Below are 17,879 nucleotides of genomic sequence, written 5' to 3' on the forward strand. Positions count from 1 at the left end.
AAGGAACTCCGAAAAGAAGTTTCAACCAACTTTATTTTTTAGCATTCTGAATCAGCAAAAATCCACACAAGTTGTTCTTTAGTTATGCTTTTAAATAGTGTCAAGCTACTGTCGTCCAGTAGTTGATATATAGGGTATTTCTCTTTGCTAGTTTGTTTAAGTATAAGAACTTATCCTATCTAGCGAGCCGACTATCATATCATGATGATTTGGTTTGTCAAGCTTTTTTATAATTTGTTTCAATGGGTTAGCCAGGTTGGTTATATGTAATTCACATATAAGCTATTCCGGTTCTCCCTAATGAGGTGCGTATTATAGACGCTTTGAGCTGGGTGTCAACTGCTTTTCGATAGATTTTTTAATTAATTTTAGAAAACACATAACAAACCATATTTTTCAATAACTTAGTAAAAAACATATATAAAACCAAAGAGGATTATTCTCTAGACATGTCTTAATGTTTAATTATTATTTGCTACGAAGCTTATTAGTAAGCTCAATTGGACATTTATAAACCATGCATTATATTACTGGGCTTATATAGGTATATATTCAACACTATTGATATTGACATTAAGCGTACCTATATAGGGAAGCTTACCGCGCCGCAGCTGTCTAGTGTTAATAGGCAGCGTTTGCTATAATAGCGGCTTTTATGACATTACTGCATGGCACTCCTAATTATTCTTATTAACAAGCAACTTATTCTATATTATATTATAGCGATTGGATGAACAGTTATTAAATGGCTACTTAATTAGCATAATATATAAGATAAATTTTAGCGCAGTGTTTGTGGTTAATGCCCATTTCTTACAACATATCCGACATATTATAGCGGTTAGATATAATTGACGTGGTCTTACGGTTATATGATTGATGGTTGCAATCATCACTGCCAACGGACCCAAAAAGGTGAATAGATTATGGTAGCGATTACTTTACCTGATGGTAGCGTAAAAAACTTTGAAGGCAATACAACGGTCATGGAAGTGGCGCAAAGTATTGGAGCGGGCTTGGCGAAGGCGACGGTCGCGGGACGCGTTGATGGCCATTTAGTAGATGCCCACGACCCTATCGTTGCCGATGCAAAAGTTGAAATCGTGACGCCAAAAGACGCTGACGGCGTCGATATCATTCGCCACTCATGTGCCCACTTGTTAGGTCATGCGGTAAAACAGCTTTATCCTGACGTAAAAATGGTCATCGGTCCTGTTATCGAAGATGGCTTTTATTATGACATCTATAGTGAGACGCCATTTACGCCTGAGCACATGGAAAAAATTGAAAAACGCATGATGGAGCTGATTAAGCAAGATTATGACGTCATCAAAAAAATGACCCCTCGCGATGAAGTGATTAAGATTTTTGAAGAACGCGGCGAAGATTATAAGCTGAAATTGATTAATGACATGCCGGGTGAAGAAGCCTTTGGTCTATATCATCATCAAGAATATGTCGATATGTGCCGTGGTCCACACGTGCCAAATACGCGCTTCTTAAAAGTATTTAAACTGACCAAAATGTCAGGCGCTTATTGGCGCGGTGATGCTAAGAACGAACAGCTACAACGTATCTATGGTACGGCGTGGGCAGATAAAAAAGATTTAAAAGCCTATATCCAACGTATTGAAGAGGCAGAAAAACGTGACCATCGTAAGATTGGTAAAGCGTTAAATCTGTTTCATATGCAAGAGCAAGCGCCGGGCATGGTGTTTTGGCATGCCAATGGTTGGACGATTTATCAAGTACTTGAGCAATATATGCGTAAAGTGCAGCATGACCATGGTTATGAGGAAATCAAAACGCCGCAAATCGTCGATCGCAGCTTGTGGGAACGTTCAGGCCATTGGGGCAACTATGCCACCAATATGTTTACCACTTCGAGCGAAAACCGTGATTATGCAGTAAAACCAATGAACTGCCCGTGTCACGTGCAAGTATTTAACCAAGGCTTAAAGTCTTACCGTGAGCTGCCGCTACGTATGGCGGAGTTTGGCTCGTGCCATCGTAACGAACCATCTGGTTCATTGCATGGTTTGATGCGTGTACGTGGTTTCACGCAAGATGATGCGCATATATTTTGTACGCAAGCGCAAATTCAGCAAGAAGTCGCGGATTTTATTAAGCTTACCCTTGCGGTGTATGAAGACTTTGGTTTTGATAATATCCTTATGAAGCTCTCAACCCGTCCTGAAAAACGCGTTGGTAGCGATGAATCATGGGATTTTGCCGAAAAAGCCTTGGCAGATGCCCTAGATAGCTCAGGTCTTGATTGGGAATATCTACCGGGTGAAGGCGCATTTTATGGTCCGAAGATTGAGTTTAGTCTAAAGGATTCATTGGGTCGCGTGTGGCAATGCGGTACGATTCAGGTTGATCCAAATATGCCTGAGCGCCTTGATGCTGAATTTGTCAATGAGCAAAATGAGCGCGAAACCCCAATTATGCTGCACCGTGCAATCTTAGGCTCGTTTGAGCGCTTCATTGGTATTTTGATTGAAAACTACGCCGGTTGGATGCCTGTATGGCTTGCGCCGCAACAAGTAGCGGTGATGAATATCACTGATAAACAAGCCGATGCTTGTGAAAATGTGGTTCGTGAGCTGAAAAATGCAGGTTTGCGAGCGACGAGTGACTTGCGTAACGAAAAGATTGGATTTAAGATACGAGAGAAAACATTAGAACGCGTTCCCTATATGCTAGTATTAGGGGATAAAGAGGTCGAAACGGGCAGTGTCAACGTCCGAACTCGTGAAGGTGAAAACCTCGGCGTCATGAGTGTTGCAGAATTTATTAGCTTAGTACAGACTGCTGTCAGCAAAAAAGGCCGACAGACCCCAAAAACAGATGAGGAGTAATACCTATTAAACAGTCAAACCGTTTGAACATCAACGAAGATATCAATGCTAAAGAAGTCCGTTTGGTTAAAGAAGATGGCGAGCAAATGGGCGTGGTCGATATCGAAACCGCGATGAAAGCGGCGCGTGATGAAAACCTAGATTTGGTCGAATTGGTTCCTGAAGCCAAGCCGCCAGTATGCAAAATCATGGATTATAAACATTTCCTCTATGATCAAAAGCAGAAAGCGAAAGAAGCGAAGAAGAACCAAAAACAGACCCAGCTCAAAGAGATGAAGCTACGTCCTAGTACTGAAGAGGCGGATTATCAAGTTAAGCTGAAAAAAATCGTCAGCTTCTTGGAAAACCAAGATAAAGTTAAAATCAGTATCCGTTTCCGTGGTCGCGAAATGGCGCATCAAGAGATTGGACGCAAACAACTTGATCGTATCATTGAAGATACCGCTGATATCTCAAACGTCGAACAGTATCCTAAGATGGAAGGCCGTCAAATGGGTATGCTGCTTGGGCCTACTAAGAAAAAATAATCCACCTGTGGATTATAGCGAGTAGTGGCTGTAAATTGATGTGATGGTTAGTTAATATAATCAATTAACTAACACAGACAGCTTGTTATTATAGATAGTTATACTCTTAACCATCAATATACTCCGGGATATTGATGGTTTTTTCATATTTATTGCTGAATACGCGCATTAAATATAAAAAAGCTAAGCACGATAAGCCAAATTCCTCTATAAATGCTTTATAAAACTCAGTTTACAAAACCCATCTTCTCAACCTTTTCATTACCAGTTAATCTAAAGATTGTCTCATCACACATATCTCATTCGAATAAAAATTATTGGGTAATAAAAACAATTGAAACCACGACTATAAAAGTGCTAAGCGAAAACTGTTATTCATTAACAATGAATAGTTAATGACAATTAATAGTCAATAAATAGTGTCATTGATAAATAACGTCGTCGGTAAAGAATTCCATTTTTAGATATTATAGGAAATTTTATGCAAGAATTGACCCCACCTGAAAACGCCTCAACGCCTAGCATCACCTTAACTGCTCCTGAACCGGTGAAAGAGATTCAAAAAAGTGAAGCGGATCAAATGGTGAAACTGGACGAAAGCCACATCCCTGAACTTGATGCTAAAGTCGATGCCTTTGTCGATCACGTGATTAACAACTCAGTACACAGCGCTGAGTTTCAACAAAACGTGCAATCTATTCACAATTTGGGCAATAAAGAAATTCGTGAGTCGGCGCAAGTGTCGAACCGTATGCTCGATTTGCCAGCAAAAAGTCTCAATGACAGTTTGTTTGATAACTCACCTATTGCCAAATCATTGACTGAGCTGCGCGGTATTGTTGAAGATTTGGATCCGAGCAAAAAAGAGCTGACCAGCTCACGTAAGCTCTTCGGTCTGATTCCATTTGGTAACAAAGTGCAAGATTATTTCCGTCAATACGAGTCAGCGCAATCACATATCAACGCTGTAGTGACCAGCCTCTATAACGGTAAAGACGAGCTGCTCAAAGACAATGCTATGATTGAGCAAGAAAAAGTCAATATGTGGGAGCTGATGCAATCGATTCGCCAATATATTTATGTGGGTAAAAAAATCGATGAGCAGCTTGAACAAAAGGTTTATGCCGTTGAAGCTACTGACCCCGAAAAAGCGCGTATTATTAAAGAAGAAATGCTGTTTTATGTACGGCAAAAAAATACTGACTTTTTAACGCAATTGGCGGTAAACGTACAAGGCTACTTGGCTCTTGATACCATTCGCAAAAACAACCTAGAGCTGATTAAAGGTGTGGATCGCGCGACGACGACGACTATCTCGGCGTTACGTACCGCAGTGGTGGTTGCTCAGGCGATGACCAATCAAAAACTGGTACTCGATCAAATCACCGCGTTAAATAAAACCACCAGCAGCTTGATTGAATCGACCTCTGCGATGCTCAAACGTCAGTCACTTGAAATTCACGAGCAGGCAACCAGTAGCACGATTGAGCTTGATAAACTCCAAAACGCCTTCAATAACGTCTATGAGACGATGGATATGATTAGCAATTATAAAATCGAGGCGCTAGAGAATATGAAACAAACGGTCAATACTCTGACAGCCGAGGTTGATAAAGCACAGAAATATCTCGATAAGTCGAATCAAACGACTGTCCTTGAAGTGTCGAAAGAGTTAAATACTAAAAAGATAACCAATCAATCAAATACGGTCGATATTGATATTTGATTGAGCTCGCATGTCGAAGGCTCTTATCGATACAAGCTAGCAGCTACTTGCTATCTGATACACATAAAACAATTGACCGAAGATATTGCAGCGTCGTTCGTGTTAAGATAGCACTTATTAATAATTTTAAAAAATAGATACGGTAATTTATGAGTTGGAATGATCCAAACGCCTCGAGTGAGGCACAAAAATACGTCAATCCTATTCCTAGTCGCGAACTGATACTCAGTACGATTAATGAATACGGTGAAGTCACGCATCAACAATTGGCAAAAGCCTTTAATATTGATGACCCTGACCAATTTGACGCTTTAGGCAATCGTCTAAAGGCAATGGCGCGCGATGGGCAAGTAAACCGCGACGGGCGTCCTTATCGCTATCGTACTGTAACCGAACACGATATCGTCACTGGCACCGTGTCAGCTCACCCTAAAGGCTTTGGCTTCGTAATATTGAGTGATATGCCTGATTTGTTTTTGCATGAAAAGCAGATGCGCTGGGTATTTAATGGCGATACCGTACAAGCGGTTGGTACCTCTACAGATAATCGTGGTCGTACCGAAGGGCGTATTGTGGATATCGTTGAACGTCGCCAAAACAACTTTATTGGTACATTGGCGCACGATGAAGAAGGTTATTGCGTTGAGCTTGGTAGCCCAAATAACCATCAGCCGATTACCGTCACTGAAGAAAACGTGCAAGCATTGAACGCCAAACAAGGTGCGCCAGTCAAAGTCGATATTATCGATTGGCCAAACCAACACGAATTTGCCACCGGTAAAATCACTGAAGTGCTATCTGATGATAATGACCGTGAATTGATTATTGAGACGACTCTACTCAACTATGATATCCCGTCAGACTTTAGCGAAGCCGCGCTACAGCAGGCCAATAGCTATCAAGAGCCGACTGAAAAAGACTTGAAAGGTCGGACAGACTTACGTGATTTACCCTTAATTACTATTGATGGTGAAGACGCGCGCGACTTTGATGATGCAGTATTCGCCGAAAAACGCTCGGGCGGTAACTATCGGGTGTTGGTGGCGATTGCTGACGTCAGTTATTATGTCACGCCAAACTCGCCACTTGATAAAGATGCTTACGAGCGCGGCACGTCAGTGTATTTTCCGCATCGTGTGATTCCGATGTTGCCAGAAGTCCTGTCTAATGGCCTATGCTCATTGAATCCTAACCTTGACCGTCTCTGTATGGTTGCCGATATCAAGATATCGCGTGCTGGTAAAGTCACAGGGTATGAGTTTTATCCGGGCGTTATGCACTCACAGGCGCGCCTGACTTATAACCAAGTAAATGCTTACCTTGCCAATCCAAAAGATAAGAGCGTCCCTGAATCATTAACGGCTAATAAAGATGTTAAAAAATCGGTCGATACCTTACATCAATTGTATGAGCTGCTGCTAAAAAAACGTGAAGAACGCCATGCCATGGAGTTTGAAACAGTCGAAACGTATATTAAGTTTAATGAAAAAGGTGGCATCGAAGCGATTTTACCGCGTACGCGCGGCGATGCGCAAAAGCTTATCGAAGAATGTATGCTGCTTGCCAATACCTGTGCAGCAAACTTTGCCCTAAAACATGAGTTGCCTGTCTTATATCGTAACCACGATAAGCCTGATAGCGAAAAGTCAATGCGCATTCATGAATATGCCAAAAACTTTGGCTTAAGCTTTCCAGAAGAAAGCCCAACGCAAGCAGATTATCAGCGTATCATCGAAGCAACCAAAGACCGTCCTGACGCCATTAGCATCCACAGCATGCTGCTACGCTCGATGATGCAAGCGAACTATGCGCCTGACAACATCGGTCACTTTGGTTTGGCTTATGATGAATATAGCCACTTTACCTCGCCGATTCGCCGCTATCCTGATTTAATGCTGCATCGCGCGATTAAAGCGAAAGTGACTAATAGCCAGCAGCCAGTAATGGATTTCTCGCTTGAAGAGGCTGGCACGCAAACCTCAGATACCGAGCGCCGCGCCGAAAAAGCATCGCGTTACGTGGAATCTTGGCTCAAATGTCATTATATGAAAGATCATGTCGGCGAAGAGTTCGATGGTGTAGTAACGACTGTGACGAGCTTCGGTTTATTTGTGACTTTGACCGACTTATATATCGATGGTCTCGTGCACATCTCCAACGTTGGCGACGACTTCTTTGTCTATGATGAGCAGCAACAGCAGCTTATCGGTAAAGACAGAGGCACGGTATTTGGGCTTGGCGACTTGGTTCGCGTAAAAGTAGCGGGCGTTAATATGGACCTGCTACAAATCGACTTTGATCTTAAAGCTAAGCTACAAGCAAGCCAAATGAATCAAACCAAACGTGATCAGCCAAAGAACAATTCGGCCAGCAAGAGTTCTGCTAACAAAACTTCGGCGAATAAAACTACTTCTAAAAGAAGCAGCAGCCGTGGTAAAGGCACCAGCAAAAAAAGCTAACGCTGCTTAAATGTTAAGATTAAAAAAAAGACTAACATTATCGTTAGTCTTTTTTTTGCTCATTAAAAAGTAGCTACTTAAATGGCTATATCAAAATGCAGCATGTTTAAACCTTATAACTCTTAGTATCAATAACTCACAGTAATGCACAACTATTGCGTATTAGCGATTTGCTCGCTGCGTTGTTGACTGACCTGCTCCGCTTGTTCTATCTGCGTGCTTGCTTTATCAAGAATAGCTTTTGGCTGCTGCCCTAACGGCTGACTTGCGATATCTGAAGTATTACCCTCAGCTACGTTAATGTCAGTTTGTTCTGCGACACTACTAGCGGTCAACGCTTCTCTATTTTTTTCACGTTGACTGCCGCTGATCATATTAAACCCTGCGAGAATAACGATACCAGCCAAAGCAAAAATAATCAGATGTTTGATTTGCATAAAAAATATCTCGTCTATGTCGATAAAAGGTAGATAGACGTTTCGTTGCATTTTTTATGCCGACTTTTATAGTTAGTAATCATTTTTTAATAGGTAATCTTCAACGCCACTCTTGTGGGCTATTCTTGCGGACTATTGTTACTTAATAAGTCGGTTTCATCTGAATTTTCGGCAATTTCTTGCTCAACTTTTTCCATTAGTTTCTGGTCAGGACGCGCATCGAGTACTTCGTCGGCATTGCGACCTTGTAAGATATGCTTGGCTCGCGCCTTTGCTTGTTTTTTATCTTTATTTTCAATGCTAGTGCCAGTGGGAGAAGATTCATCAGACGCTTTATCAGTTGCAGAAATGTGCGGCATTACCGTCGTTTCCGCTGGGGATTTATCGTTCGTTTGACTGCTTTGGAAATGCTCAAAGGCTTTTTCTAGCTTATGGTTAAAGCGCAACTGATAAATGGGCTCGGGTAAAGTAAAACCTTCATCTTCTAAGGCATGCTTAGTTTCGCGAATGGCGATACTGCGGGCTTTGGAGAAATCTGCCTCCAATTGATTGACCCATACTTGGAACTGTAAAACGATGTTTGATTCGCCGACTTCTTTGATAACCGCCGTGACTTTTGGCTTATCTAAGGCAAATCCCAGCTGACAGATGGCATCGATACCTACCTTGATCGCAGCAAGTGGGTCATCGTTGGCATCAACCCCGAGCTCAAAGGTAAAACGGCGCTCGGGGTTTTTGGTGTAATTTAAAATCGTCGCTTTAAAGACTTCGGCATTGGGAATCCGTAATTGGTTACCATCTAAGGTCATCAAAATCGTCGCGCGTGAGGTTAGGCGCACCACGATGCCTTCTTGATTGTTAATCAAAATATGGTCGCGGGCGCGAAACGGTTGGCGGATACTGAGCATGAGCGAGGCAATATAGTTCTCAATGGTGTCTTTGACGGCAAAACCAACGGCGATACCAATAACACCTGCCCCACCAAGCAGCGTGCCCAAGATAGTCTCAGCACCAATCAAACTTAACGCTAAGATAAGACCGAAAGTGATAAAGATGACTTTAACGGTTTGGGCAAGTAACTCTGCGATAAAGGGATTTGGCGTAAGACGTTGCCACATTTTTTGTCGATTGGATAACCAACTGCCAAACCACGTCACTAAGGCAAATAAAACAATCCCTACGAGTAGTAGCGGCAACGCTTTGACTAGGTTTTTGGTTTGCGCTTTGAGACTCTGATAAACAGTCGAGACATTATCCTGCACATCAAGGGTGCGATTGATTCTATCTTCTACCGTCACCACGTCGGTTAAGCGATTGGTCAGATTAATCGCTTGCTGGGCTTTTTTCTCGTTAGGCGTCTCACCGGTTAAGGTTACAACCCCTTGGTTGACGCTGACACTTACTGCTTGCAAGCCGTCAATTTCTGAAAAAATACCACTGATACGTTGCTGGATATCATTGTCTTTTAACGGCGTTGGCGTGGTTTCGATTTGGGCATTATTAGTACTTTCACCGCTGATAACTGGCGGTTTTTCAACTGGCGCGGGCGCAGTGTCAGAAGTACTTGGCGTAGCAGGGGTAATAGTGATGGCACTATTTAGACTATTATTTGGCTCATTGGCAGGTGGGGCGTTTATAGCTGGGGCGTTAGGCGTCTGAGCGCTGGTCCCACTGTCAGCTGTACTATCTTCAGTAGCCTCATTATTGAGTATAATACTCTCACTTGTGCTGCTGTCTGTAGCCGCATAAGTTGGCATGCTTAAAAGAACACTTAAAAAGATACTTAATAGCAATAACAGCTGAGCGTAGACGTTTATCGTTATACGCGACTGGCGCTGGCTTAACCTGTGTAGCCTACGTAATTGAGGCTGGTCAACATACGCTGCCATAAGTATCCCTTTATTATTCTAGCTTTATATCACATTTCCAATAACGCTCTCTGGACATGGCGACTAAAAACTATTTACCATCTAGATAAAGCTGCGCCTCACCCAAGTCTAAGGTGCCTTCGTAAATCGCGCGGCCAGTGATAATCCCTTCGATACAGTCACCATAAGGTTTTAGCAATTCAATGTCTTTCATATCGGTGACGCCGCCTGACGCAATCACCGGCAAGCCGCCTTCACGCGCTAAATTAACCGTTTGCTCGACATTGACGCCTTGCATCATGCCATCACGAGCGATATCGGTATAAACGATTGACGATACGCCAACATCAGCGAAACGCTTGGCAAGCTCGGTGGCTTTGGTATCGGTCACGTTTGCCCAACCGTGCGTGGCAACCATGCCATCTTTGGCATCGATACCGACAATAATGTGTCCAGCAAACTCGCGGCAAGCTTCGGTCACAAAGTCAGGATCTTCCACGGCTTTGGTACCAATAATAATGTAGGTCAAACCTGCGCTAATATATTGCTCGATGGTTTTCATATTGCGCACACCGCCGCCCAATTGAATCGGCAGCTTGGGGAAAGCTTTGGCAATGTCGTTGACCACTTGTTTGTGTACTGGGATGCCATCAAAAGCGCCATTTAAATCGACCAAATGTAAGCGACGCGCGCCTTCATTGACCCAACGCGCCGCCATAGCGACTGGATCATCAGAAAATACCGTATCGTCTTCCATACGACCTTGTTTTAAACGCACACATTTACCATCTTTTAAATCGATAGCGGGGATAATGACAGGGACAGCACACATACAGCATTCCTTATAAAACGATATCAGCGATTAAAAATAGTTGAATAATAACAATATGAATAAGAAAAATTCAAAAGTAAAAAAAGTATCCAAGCCCATCAAAGGGCGACTACGTAAAATTTATTTAGCATAGCAAATTAAAAGCAGCTATTAGGGAAAATTGATTAAATATTAAAAATGGCAGTGGTAAATGAGAATACGAATTAAAGTTTGGTTAAAAAATGATAAAGAACCCATCACCGTAATCACAACCATAACCATAAGTTTTAGCTGAAGGAATCACTCGTAACATTAGGTAAATTCATTTACCAACTGGCAATTTTAGGTCAGTTTAGCGTATAATCCTAGGTAAATTTGTATTTGTATGATAAAACCTAATCGTCTGCTACCTATTGACGATTGCAATCAGCATAAGGTAAATATGAGCACCGCATTAGCACTAAATTAATGCTGAGCTTATCAAGTAATTGAGTTTACCCTGTAATCATAGGTCATTAACCAGCACTTAGATAGCTTTCACAAAGACAGCTTTCATAAAGTATGAACAAATCATTGATGCCTCATTTATATTCACTCGAATGAATAGCGCTGTGTAAATTTTAATAACCCTATGATTCCTGATACGACAAATTTTAAGATTTTAATAAATCGTATGGTAAAACTGTATTTTATCTACTGTCATCCTCGTTGAGGACGCGGTTAGATTTGTAAGTTTTACGATACACCTTGGTAGCCAGTCGTCACTTTGGTCATTCGAATAAGACATTAACGTGTTGTTAAGGAGTCTAAGGTCAGCGTTAATACTCTTACTTGTAGTTATGATGATGTGTTATGTCTAGAGCACTTTTTTACGCCCTTTTTTGGGAGTGATAAAGCACTTTATTGATGACGCTGTTATCCATGCTGCCGATATACCAAACAGGACGTCTGGTATCGTTTTAGACTATGGACTAAGTTTTCGCTTATGATTACCATCAAGAAAGGTTTGGATTTACCCATCACTGGTGAACCCTCCCGCGAGATATCTGAGCACAGACCCGCCTATGTAGCACTCGTTGGCTATGATTATGTGGGCATGAAGCCCACGATGAATGTCAAAGAAGGCGACATCGTAGCTAAAGGTCAGCCCGTTTTTGAAGACAAAAAACGGGTCGGCGTTATCTACACTGCCCCTGCTGCTGGTAAGGTCGTCGCCGTTAATCGCGGTGAGCGTCGTGTTTTTGAAAGTCTTGTGATTGCGGTCGACCCAAACGGTGAAGAAGTAGAATTTCAGCGCTACGACTCCCAGCAACTTGCTGACCTAGATTCTGAAGTCGTTGAAACCCAACTGCTTGCCTCTGGCGAATGGACCGCATTTCGTACGCGTCCTTATAGCCGCTCCCCCGATATTGGTGCCCGTCCGCACGCTATCTTTGTCACCGCTATGGATACCAATCCATTAGCGCTTGACCCGATGTTGCTGATTAATGAGCAGCTTCAAGCGTTCAATGACGGACTTGCTGTATTATCAACCCTCAGCCCCAAGACCTTTGTCTGCCATCACGGCGATGCCCAGTTGACGCCAGTTGCCAAAACGGCCGCTAATAATGTCACTGAGTATCATAGCTTTGCTGGCAAACACCCTGCTGGTCTGGCTGGCACGCACATTCACTTTTTGCATCCAATTATGCGCGGCGTGACCGTGTGGACGATTGGTTATCAAGACGTGATTGCCATTGGTAAGCTGTTTACTACTGGTCGTTTATATACGCGCCGTATGCTTAGTCTTGCTGGCCCTGCGGTTAAAAACCCGCACTTGGTGGTCACCGAGCGCGGTGCAGATATCTCAGCATTGACCAAAGGTCAGCTTGCAGCGGGTGAAAATCGTATCATCTCAGGTTCTGTTTTATCGGGACGTAAAGTGTTTGGCAATACCAATTATCTTGGTCGCTTTCATAATCAAATCAGCGCGCTAACCGAAGGTCGTGAACGTCCAGCGTTTCACTTCTTTACCGCTGGTGCCAATCGCTTCTCTAAATTGCCCATCTATATCTCGCAGTTTTTTGGTGGTAAAAAATATAGCTTTACCACTTCGAGCAATGGCTCGCCGCGGGCGATGGTGCCAATTGGTGTCTATGAAGAAGTCATGCCGCAAGACTATCTGCCAACGCAGCTACTGCGCGCTTTGATTGTCGAAGACATCGTTAGCGCTGTCGATTTGGGCGTACTTGAATTGGACGAAGAAGATTTGGCATTATGCACCTTTGTATCTCCTGGCAAATATGAATTCGGCGATATTTTGCGTGACAACTTAACGCGCATTGAGCTGGAGGGCTAACCACGATGAAATTTTTACACAATATGTTCGATCGTATGGAGCCGTCTTTCACCAAGGGTGGCAAACACGAAAAGTACTACGCCATCTTTGAGATGTTTGATACGTTTTTACGTCAACCAGGCTCAACGACATACGCATCCTCACACGTACGCGACGGTATCGACCTTAAGCGTATTATGATTACCGTTTGGTTATGTACTTTCCCTGCGATGTTTTGGGGTATGTACAATATCGGTCATCAAGCATTAACAGCGATTGCGCAGCTTGGCTTACAGCCTGAAGGCTGGCGTACCGTTATCACCAGTATGGCGGGCTACAATCCAGACAGTATCTGGGCAAGCTTTGTCTACGGAGCCATGCAGTTCTTACCGATTTATATCGTCACCTTTGCGGTTGGTATTCTCTGTGAGATTATCTTTGCTGTCGTGCGCGGGCATGAAGTTAACGAAGGTTTCTTTGTGACTTCTGTGCTATTTGCGCTGTGTCTCCCACCAGATATTCCTTTATGGCAAGTTGCCTTAGGTATTATCTTTGGTGTGGTCGTGGCAAAAGAAGTCTTTGGCGGTACGGGTAAAAACTTCCTGAACCCTGCCCTATCAGGTCGTGCGTTCTTATACTTTGCTTACCCTGCTTATATGTCAGGCGACTCAGTATGGACGGCGGTTGATGGTTTCTCAGGAGCCACGCCACTTGGACTTGCCGCGCTTGGCGTCGTCCCAGCAGACTTCGTTGATGTTTATGGCAATGCCATCACATGGACGGATGCTTTCTTAGGTAATATGCAAGGCAGTATCGGTGAAGTATCGACGCTGGCTATTTTGCTAGGTGCAGTGGTTCTACTTTGGACGCGCATTGCCTCATGGCGCATCATGGCAGGTTGTGTGGTGGGGCTAATTGCCACATCGCTAGTCTTTAATATGGTCGGTTCTGAAGACAATATGATGATGAGCCTGCCGTTTTATTGGCACTTAGTCATCGGCGGTTTTGCCTTTGGTGCAGTATTTATGGCAACCGACCCTGTATCAGCTGCTCACACCAATAAAGGCCGCTGGGCTTATGGTATTTTGATTGGTTTTATGACCGTACTCATTCGCGTCGTCAACCCAGCCTTCCCAGAAGGCATCATGCTTGCCATTTTATTCGCCAACTTATTTGCGCCATTATTTGATTACTTTGTGACGCAAGCCAATATCAAGCGCCAAACAGCACGGAGGGTTCGTTATGTCCAAGCCCAAAAGTAATAATGCAAAAACCATCAGCGTGGCGTTGACGCTATGCTTGGTGTGCTCTGTATTGGTCTCAGCGGCGGCTGTGGGTTTGAAACCAGCACAAGTTGAAAACGCGCGCTTAGACCGTAACAAAAATATCTTAGTCGCCGCTGGTATGTTTGACCCAGCGTCTGATACCAATGAAGATGTGGCCGAGCGTTTTAAAGACTTTGAGGTAAAAATCGTTGACCTTAATAAAGGCAATTACCTCGATGACGACGCGCTAAAAGCCGCTGGCATTCCTGATCGCAATGCGTACGATGCCAGTCAAGCGACCAAAAATCAGGCGCTAAGCGAAGATTTGGGCGGTAATGACCCTGCTGGTATCGGCCGTGTTCCTAAATACGCCAAAGTCTATGTCAAAAGTGATGACGCTGGACAGCCTGAAATGGTGGTGCTGCCGATTCAAGGCTATGGTCTATGGGGTACGATTTATGGTTTCTTAACGCTTGAAAGTGATATGAATACCATCAAAGGAATCAGTTTCTATGAGCATAAAGAAACCCCAGGTCTAGGTGCTCGTATCGAGGAGCCTGAGTGGCGCGCCATGTGGAGCGGCATTCACTCTTATGATGAAAACGGCGCAGTTGCAACAGGTGTGACTAAAGCCGGTAATCCAAAAGACAACTGGGTAGATGGCATCAGTGGTGCAACCTTAACCGGTCGCGGCGTCAGTAACATGATTCAGTTTTGGCTAGGTGAGCAAGGCTATAAGCCTTACTTAGACCAGCTGCGTGAACAAAACGGCAAAACAGTGGCGGATCCAGAAGTCAAAGCCAGTCAAAGTCCGTATAAAAAACTGGGTCAGAACTTACATCAACAGCAGACGCATCCCGCAACCGAACTGGTCGCAGTAGTGCCAGCAGCACACGGTAAGGAGGCATAACATGGCTGATACAAAAACGATTTTAACCTCGCCTATCTTTGACAATAACCCGATTGCCCTGCAAATCTTAGGTATTTGTTCGGCGTTGGCGGTTACTACCAGTGTGGCGAATGCGCTGGTAATGAGTGTGGCTTTGACCTTGGTCACGGCATTCTCAAGCTTTTTTATCTCTATTATCCGTAAGCAAATCCCATCAAGCATTCGTATTATTGTGCAGATGACGATTATTGCGTCATTGGTTATTGTGGTTGACCAGATTTTAAAAGCGGTCGCTTATGACGTCAGTAAAGGTTTGTCGGTATTCGTTGGTTTGATTATCACCAACTGTATCGTGATGGGCCGTGCCGAAGCATTTGCCATGAGCAATCCACCAGTACCAAGCTTTTTAGACGGTATTGGTAACGGTCTTGGTTACTCGGCGGTACTGCTATTTGTCGCGAGCGTGCGTGAGATTTTGGGCGCAGGCAGTTGGTTCGGTATTACCATTTTGCAAACTGCTAACGATGGTGGTTGGTACGTACCAAATGGTCTATTACTATTGCCACCGTCAGCGTTCTTTATTATCGCTCTGTTCATTGTGATTATCCGTACTTGGAAACCTGAACAGGTCGAAGAAGCTGAATTTGTAATGAAGCCGCAATCTAAAGGCATGGCACAAGGAGGCGGTCACTAATGGGACACTATGTCAGTTTATTTATAACCTCGGTCTTTATCGAGAATATGGCGCTGGCCTACTTCTTAGGCATGTGTACCTTTTTGGCGGTATCAAAAAAGGTCTCCACCGCGATTGGTCTTGGGGTCGCTGTGGTCGTCGTGATGGCGATTACCGTACCGCTAAATAACCTTTTGTTTCAGTTCATCTTAAAAAATGGTGCGCTGGCATGGGCAGGTTTCCCTGATATCGACTTAAGCTTTTTGGGCCTACTCAGTTATATTGGTTTGATCGCCGCTGTGGTACAGATTTTAGAGATGTTCTTGGATAAGTTCGTCCCGAGTCTGTATAACGCCCTTGGGGTGTTTTTGCCACTGATTACCGTTAACTGCGCCATTTTAGGTGGCGTACTGTTTATGGTTGAGCGTGATTATAACTTTGGCGAATCGATGGTATACGGCGTCGGCGCAGGTTTTGGTTGGGCATTGGCGATTACCGCCTTGGCGGGTATCCGTGAAAAGCTAAAATACTCAGACATTCCAGCGCCGCTGCGTGGTCTTGGTATTACCTTTATCACGGTTGGTCTGATGTCACTTGGCTTTATGTCTTTCGGCGGTATGTCAATTTAAACCGCTAAGCTTAAACCCTATTTAGCACTTTGACCTATTTAATTCATTTATTCGGTAGGGGTTCAAAAAACGCAAAGACGTTTTTTCGCTCCCCTACTCCATAGATTAAGGATACCTACCATGGATTACGCTACGGCGATTGGTGGCGTTGCTATGTTTACCGTGATCATCATGGGTCTTGTTGCCATTATTTTGGCAGCGCGCTCAAGATTGGTCAGTTCAGGCGATGTTACTATCCATATCAATGATAATCCCGATAATGACGTCGTGACACCCGCGGGCGGAAAACTGCTACAAACATTGGCAAGCGAAGGTATTTTCTTATCTTCGGCCTGTGGTGGCGGTGGTACCTGTGCGCAGTGTCGTTGCCGCGTTATCGAAGGGGGCGGCTCTATCCTGCCCACCGAAACTGGGTATTTTACCCAAGGCGAAATCCGTAACCACATGCGTCTTGCCTGTCAGGTTGCGGTAAAGCAAGACATGAAAATTGAGATTGACCCTGAGTTTTTTGATGTACAGAAATGGGAATGTGAAGTTGTCTCGAACGATAACGTTGCCACCTTTATTAAAGAATTGGTGCTTAAAATTCCAGAAGGCGAGGAAGTCAATTTCCGTGCGGGTGGTTATGTACAGTTAGAAGCGCCGCCGCATGAAGTGCATTATAAAGACTTTGTGATTGACGAAGAATACCGCGAAGATTGGGAAAAGTTCGACATTTTCAAATATGTGTCAAAAGTTGATGAGCCAGTGATTCGTGCTTACTCAATGGCCAACTATCCAGACGAGAAAGGCATTATTAAGTTTAATATCCGTATCGCCAGTCCACCGCCTCGCGGCCCTGACGGTATACCACCGGGCAAAATGTCCTCTTGGGTATTTAGCCTCGTCCCTGGCGATAAAGTGACGGTTTCTGGTCCTTATGGTGAGTTTTTTGCCAAAGACACCGAAGCTGAAATGATTTTCGTCGGTGGTGGTGCGGGTATGGCACCGATGCGCTCGCACATTTTCGATCAGCTTAAACGCTTAGATACCAAGCGTAAGATTAGCTTTTGGTATGGCGCGCGCTCGATTCGTGAGATGTTCTACGTTGAAGATTATGATCAGCTAGAAGAAGAGTTTGATAACTTTGAGTGGCATGTGGCCTTGTCTGACCCTCTCCCTGAAGACAATTGGGAAGGTCCAACCGGCTTTATCCATAACGTGCTGCTTGAAAACTATCTTAAAGACCATCCAAACCCAGAAGACTGTGAATACTACATGTGCGGGCCACCGATGATGAACGCGGCGGTAATCGACATGCTACACAGCTTGGGCGTGGAAGATGAAAATATCATGCTTGATGATTTTGGTGGTTAAGCGAGTTATTTAAATCGGTTGATAACACCTATTTATTCAACAAGTATCGTTAAGCTAAAAA

The 17,879-nt window shown here is 43.9% G+C and carries 13 protein-coding genes; 10 read left to right on the forward strand and 3 right to left on the reverse strand.

Going from position 1 to position 17,879, the window contains the following annotated elements; genetic code table 11:
- Nucleotides 1-926 precede the first annotated feature (926 nt).
- From thrS to rnr, 4 genes are all read left to right on the forward strand, one after another.
- Nucleotides 927-2,861 carry a threonine--tRNA ligase gene (thrS, locus tag JMX70_RS03720; protein ID WP_201589700.1) on the forward strand — a complete coding sequence of 645 codons (1,935 nt, stop codon included), beginning with the start codon at nt 927-929 and terminating at the stop codon, nt 2,859-2,861.
- 23 nt (nt 2,862-2,884) lie between these two features.
- A complete protein-coding gene (infC, locus tag JMX70_RS03725) occupies nt 2,885-3,388 on the forward strand; it encodes a translation initiation factor IF-3 (RefSeq protein ID WP_144297936.1) in 504 nt (167 codons plus the stop codon).
- Nucleotides 3,389-3,869: 481 nt separating this feature from the next.
- Nucleotides 3,870-5,114, forward strand: coding sequence for a toxic anion resistance protein (locus JMX70_RS03730; RefSeq protein ID WP_191692434.1), 1,245 nt, complete (start codon nt 3,870-3,872; stop codon nt 5,112-5,114).
- A gap of 149 nt (nt 5,115-5,263) precedes the next feature.
- Entirely contained in the window at nt 5,264-7,573 is a 2,310-nt protein-coding gene (rnr, locus tag JMX70_RS03735; RefSeq protein ID WP_201589701.1) for a ribonuclease R, read from the forward strand.
- A gap of 152 nt (nt 7,574-7,725) precedes the next feature.
- On the opposite strand, the gene JMX70_RS03740 is transcribed toward rnr, so the two are convergent.
- From JMX70_RS03740 to hisA, 3 genes are all read right to left on the reverse strand, one after another.
- Complete coding sequence (locus JMX70_RS03740) at nt 7,726-8,010, reverse strand: hypothetical protein (protein WP_201589703.1); 285 nt, start codon at nt 8,008-8,010, stop codon at nt 7,726-7,728.
- A 119-nt stretch (nt 8,011-8,129) separates the two neighbouring features.
- A complete protein-coding gene (locus JMX70_RS03745; RefSeq protein ID WP_201589704.1) occupies nt 8,130-9,767 on the reverse strand; it encodes a mechanosensitive ion channel domain-containing protein in 1,638 nt (545 codons plus the stop codon).
- Nucleotides 9,768-9,969: 202 nt separating this feature from the next.
- Nucleotides 9,970-10,710: a 1-(5-phosphoribosyl)-5-[(5-phosphoribosylamino)methylideneamino]imidazole-4-carboxamide isomerase gene (gene hisA, locus JMX70_RS03750; RefSeq protein WP_068408306.1), complete on the reverse strand. Its 741-nt coding sequence runs from the start codon at nt 10,708-10,710 to the stop codon at nt 9,970-9,972.
- Nucleotides 10,711-11,674: 964 nt separating this feature from the next.
- Here hisA and JMX70_RS03755 point away from each other — a divergent pair.
- The 6 genes from JMX70_RS03755 to nqrF all read left to right on the forward strand — a co-directional run bounded on the left by JMX70_RS03755 (nt 11,675) and on the right by nqrF (nt 17,818).
- A complete protein-coding gene (locus tag JMX70_RS03755) occupies nt 11,675-13,027 on the forward strand; it encodes a Na(+)-translocating NADH-quinone reductase subunit A (protein WP_201589706.1) in 1,353 nt (450 codons plus the stop codon).
- Between the two features lie 5 nt (nt 13,028-13,032).
- On the forward strand, nt 13,033-14,268 hold the full coding sequence (locus JMX70_RS03760) for an NADH:ubiquinone reductase (Na(+)-transporting) subunit B (protein ID WP_191692430.1): 1,236 nt from the start codon (nt 13,033-13,035) through the stop codon (nt 14,266-14,268).
- A complete protein-coding gene (locus JMX70_RS03765; protein WP_144297944.1) occupies nt 14,249-15,181 on the forward strand; it encodes a Na(+)-translocating NADH-quinone reductase subunit C in 933 nt (310 codons plus the stop codon). The genes JMX70_RS03760 and JMX70_RS03765 overlap by 20 nt, the downstream gene beginning before the upstream one ends.
- 1 nt (nt 15,182) lies before the next feature.
- Nucleotides 15,183-15,854, forward strand: a complete 672-nt coding sequence (locus JMX70_RS03770; protein ID WP_068404384.1) for an NADH:ubiquinone reductase (Na(+)-transporting) subunit D — start codon at nt 15,183-15,185, stop codon at nt 15,852-15,854.
- Nucleotides 15,854-16,462 carry an NADH:ubiquinone reductase (Na(+)-transporting) subunit E gene (nqrE, locus tag JMX70_RS03775; RefSeq protein ID WP_068404382.1) on the forward strand — a complete coding sequence of 203 codons (609 nt, stop codon included), beginning with the start codon at nt 15,854-15,856 and terminating at the stop codon, nt 16,460-16,462. The genes JMX70_RS03770 and nqrE overlap by 1 nt, the downstream gene beginning before the upstream one ends.
- Nucleotides 16,463-16,582: 120 nt before the next feature.
- The gene (gene nqrF / locus JMX70_RS03780; protein ID WP_144297945.1) at nt 16,583-17,818 is read left to right on the forward strand and encodes an NADH:ubiquinone reductase (Na(+)-transporting) subunit F; all 1,236 of its coding nucleotides are present in this window, start codon (nt 16,583-16,585) and stop codon (nt 17,816-17,818) included.
- Nucleotides 17,819-17,879 lie beyond the last annotated feature (61 nt).

This window comes from Psychrobacter pulmonis, assembly GCF_904846465.1.
GTDB classification, from domain to species: domain Bacteria; phylum Pseudomonadota; class Gammaproteobacteria; order Pseudomonadales; family Moraxellaceae; genus Psychrobacter; species Psychrobacter faecalis.

Coding starts and splice junctions, on each gene's coding strand:
- thrS (WP_201589700.1), top strand. CDS start 927: ATGGTAGCGATTACTTTACCTGATGGTAGCGTAAAAAACTTTGAAGGC.
- JMX70_RS03730 (WP_191692434.1), top strand. CDS start 3,870: ATGCAAGAATTGACCCCACCTGAAAACGCCTCAACGCCTAGCATCACC.
- rnr (WP_201589701.1), top strand. CDS start 5,264: ATGAGTTGGAATGATCCAAACGCCTCGAGTGAGGCACAAAAATACGTC.
- JMX70_RS03740 (WP_201589703.1), bottom strand. CDS start 8,010: ATGCAAATCAAACATCTGATTATTTTTGCTTTGGCTGGTATCGTTATT.
- JMX70_RS03745 (WP_201589704.1), bottom strand. CDS start 9,767: ATGCCAACTTATGCGGCTACAGACAGCAGCACAAGTGAGAGTATTATA.
- hisA (WP_068408306.1), bottom strand. CDS start 10,710: ATGTGTGCTGTCCCTGTCATTATCCCCGCTATCGATTTAAAAGATGGT.
- JMX70_RS03755 (WP_201589706.1), top strand. CDS start 11,675: ATGATTACCATCAAGAAAGGTTTGGATTTACCCATCACTGGTGAACCC.
- JMX70_RS03760 (WP_191692430.1), top strand. CDS start 13,033: ATGAAATTTTTACACAATATGTTCGATCGTATGGAGCCGTCTTTCACC.
- JMX70_RS03765 (WP_144297944.1), top strand. CDS start 14,249: ATGTCCAAGCCCAAAAGTAATAATGCAAAAACCATCAGCGTGGCGTTG.
- JMX70_RS03770 (WP_068404384.1), top strand. CDS start 15,183: ATGGCTGATACAAAAACGATTTTAACCTCGCCTATCTTTGACAATAAC.
- nqrE (WP_068404382.1), top strand. CDS start 15,854: ATGGGACACTATGTCAGTTTATTTATAACCTCGGTCTTTATCGAGAAT.
- nqrF (WP_144297945.1), top strand. CDS start 16,583: ATGGATTACGCTACGGCGATTGGTGGCGTTGCTATGTTTACCGTGATC.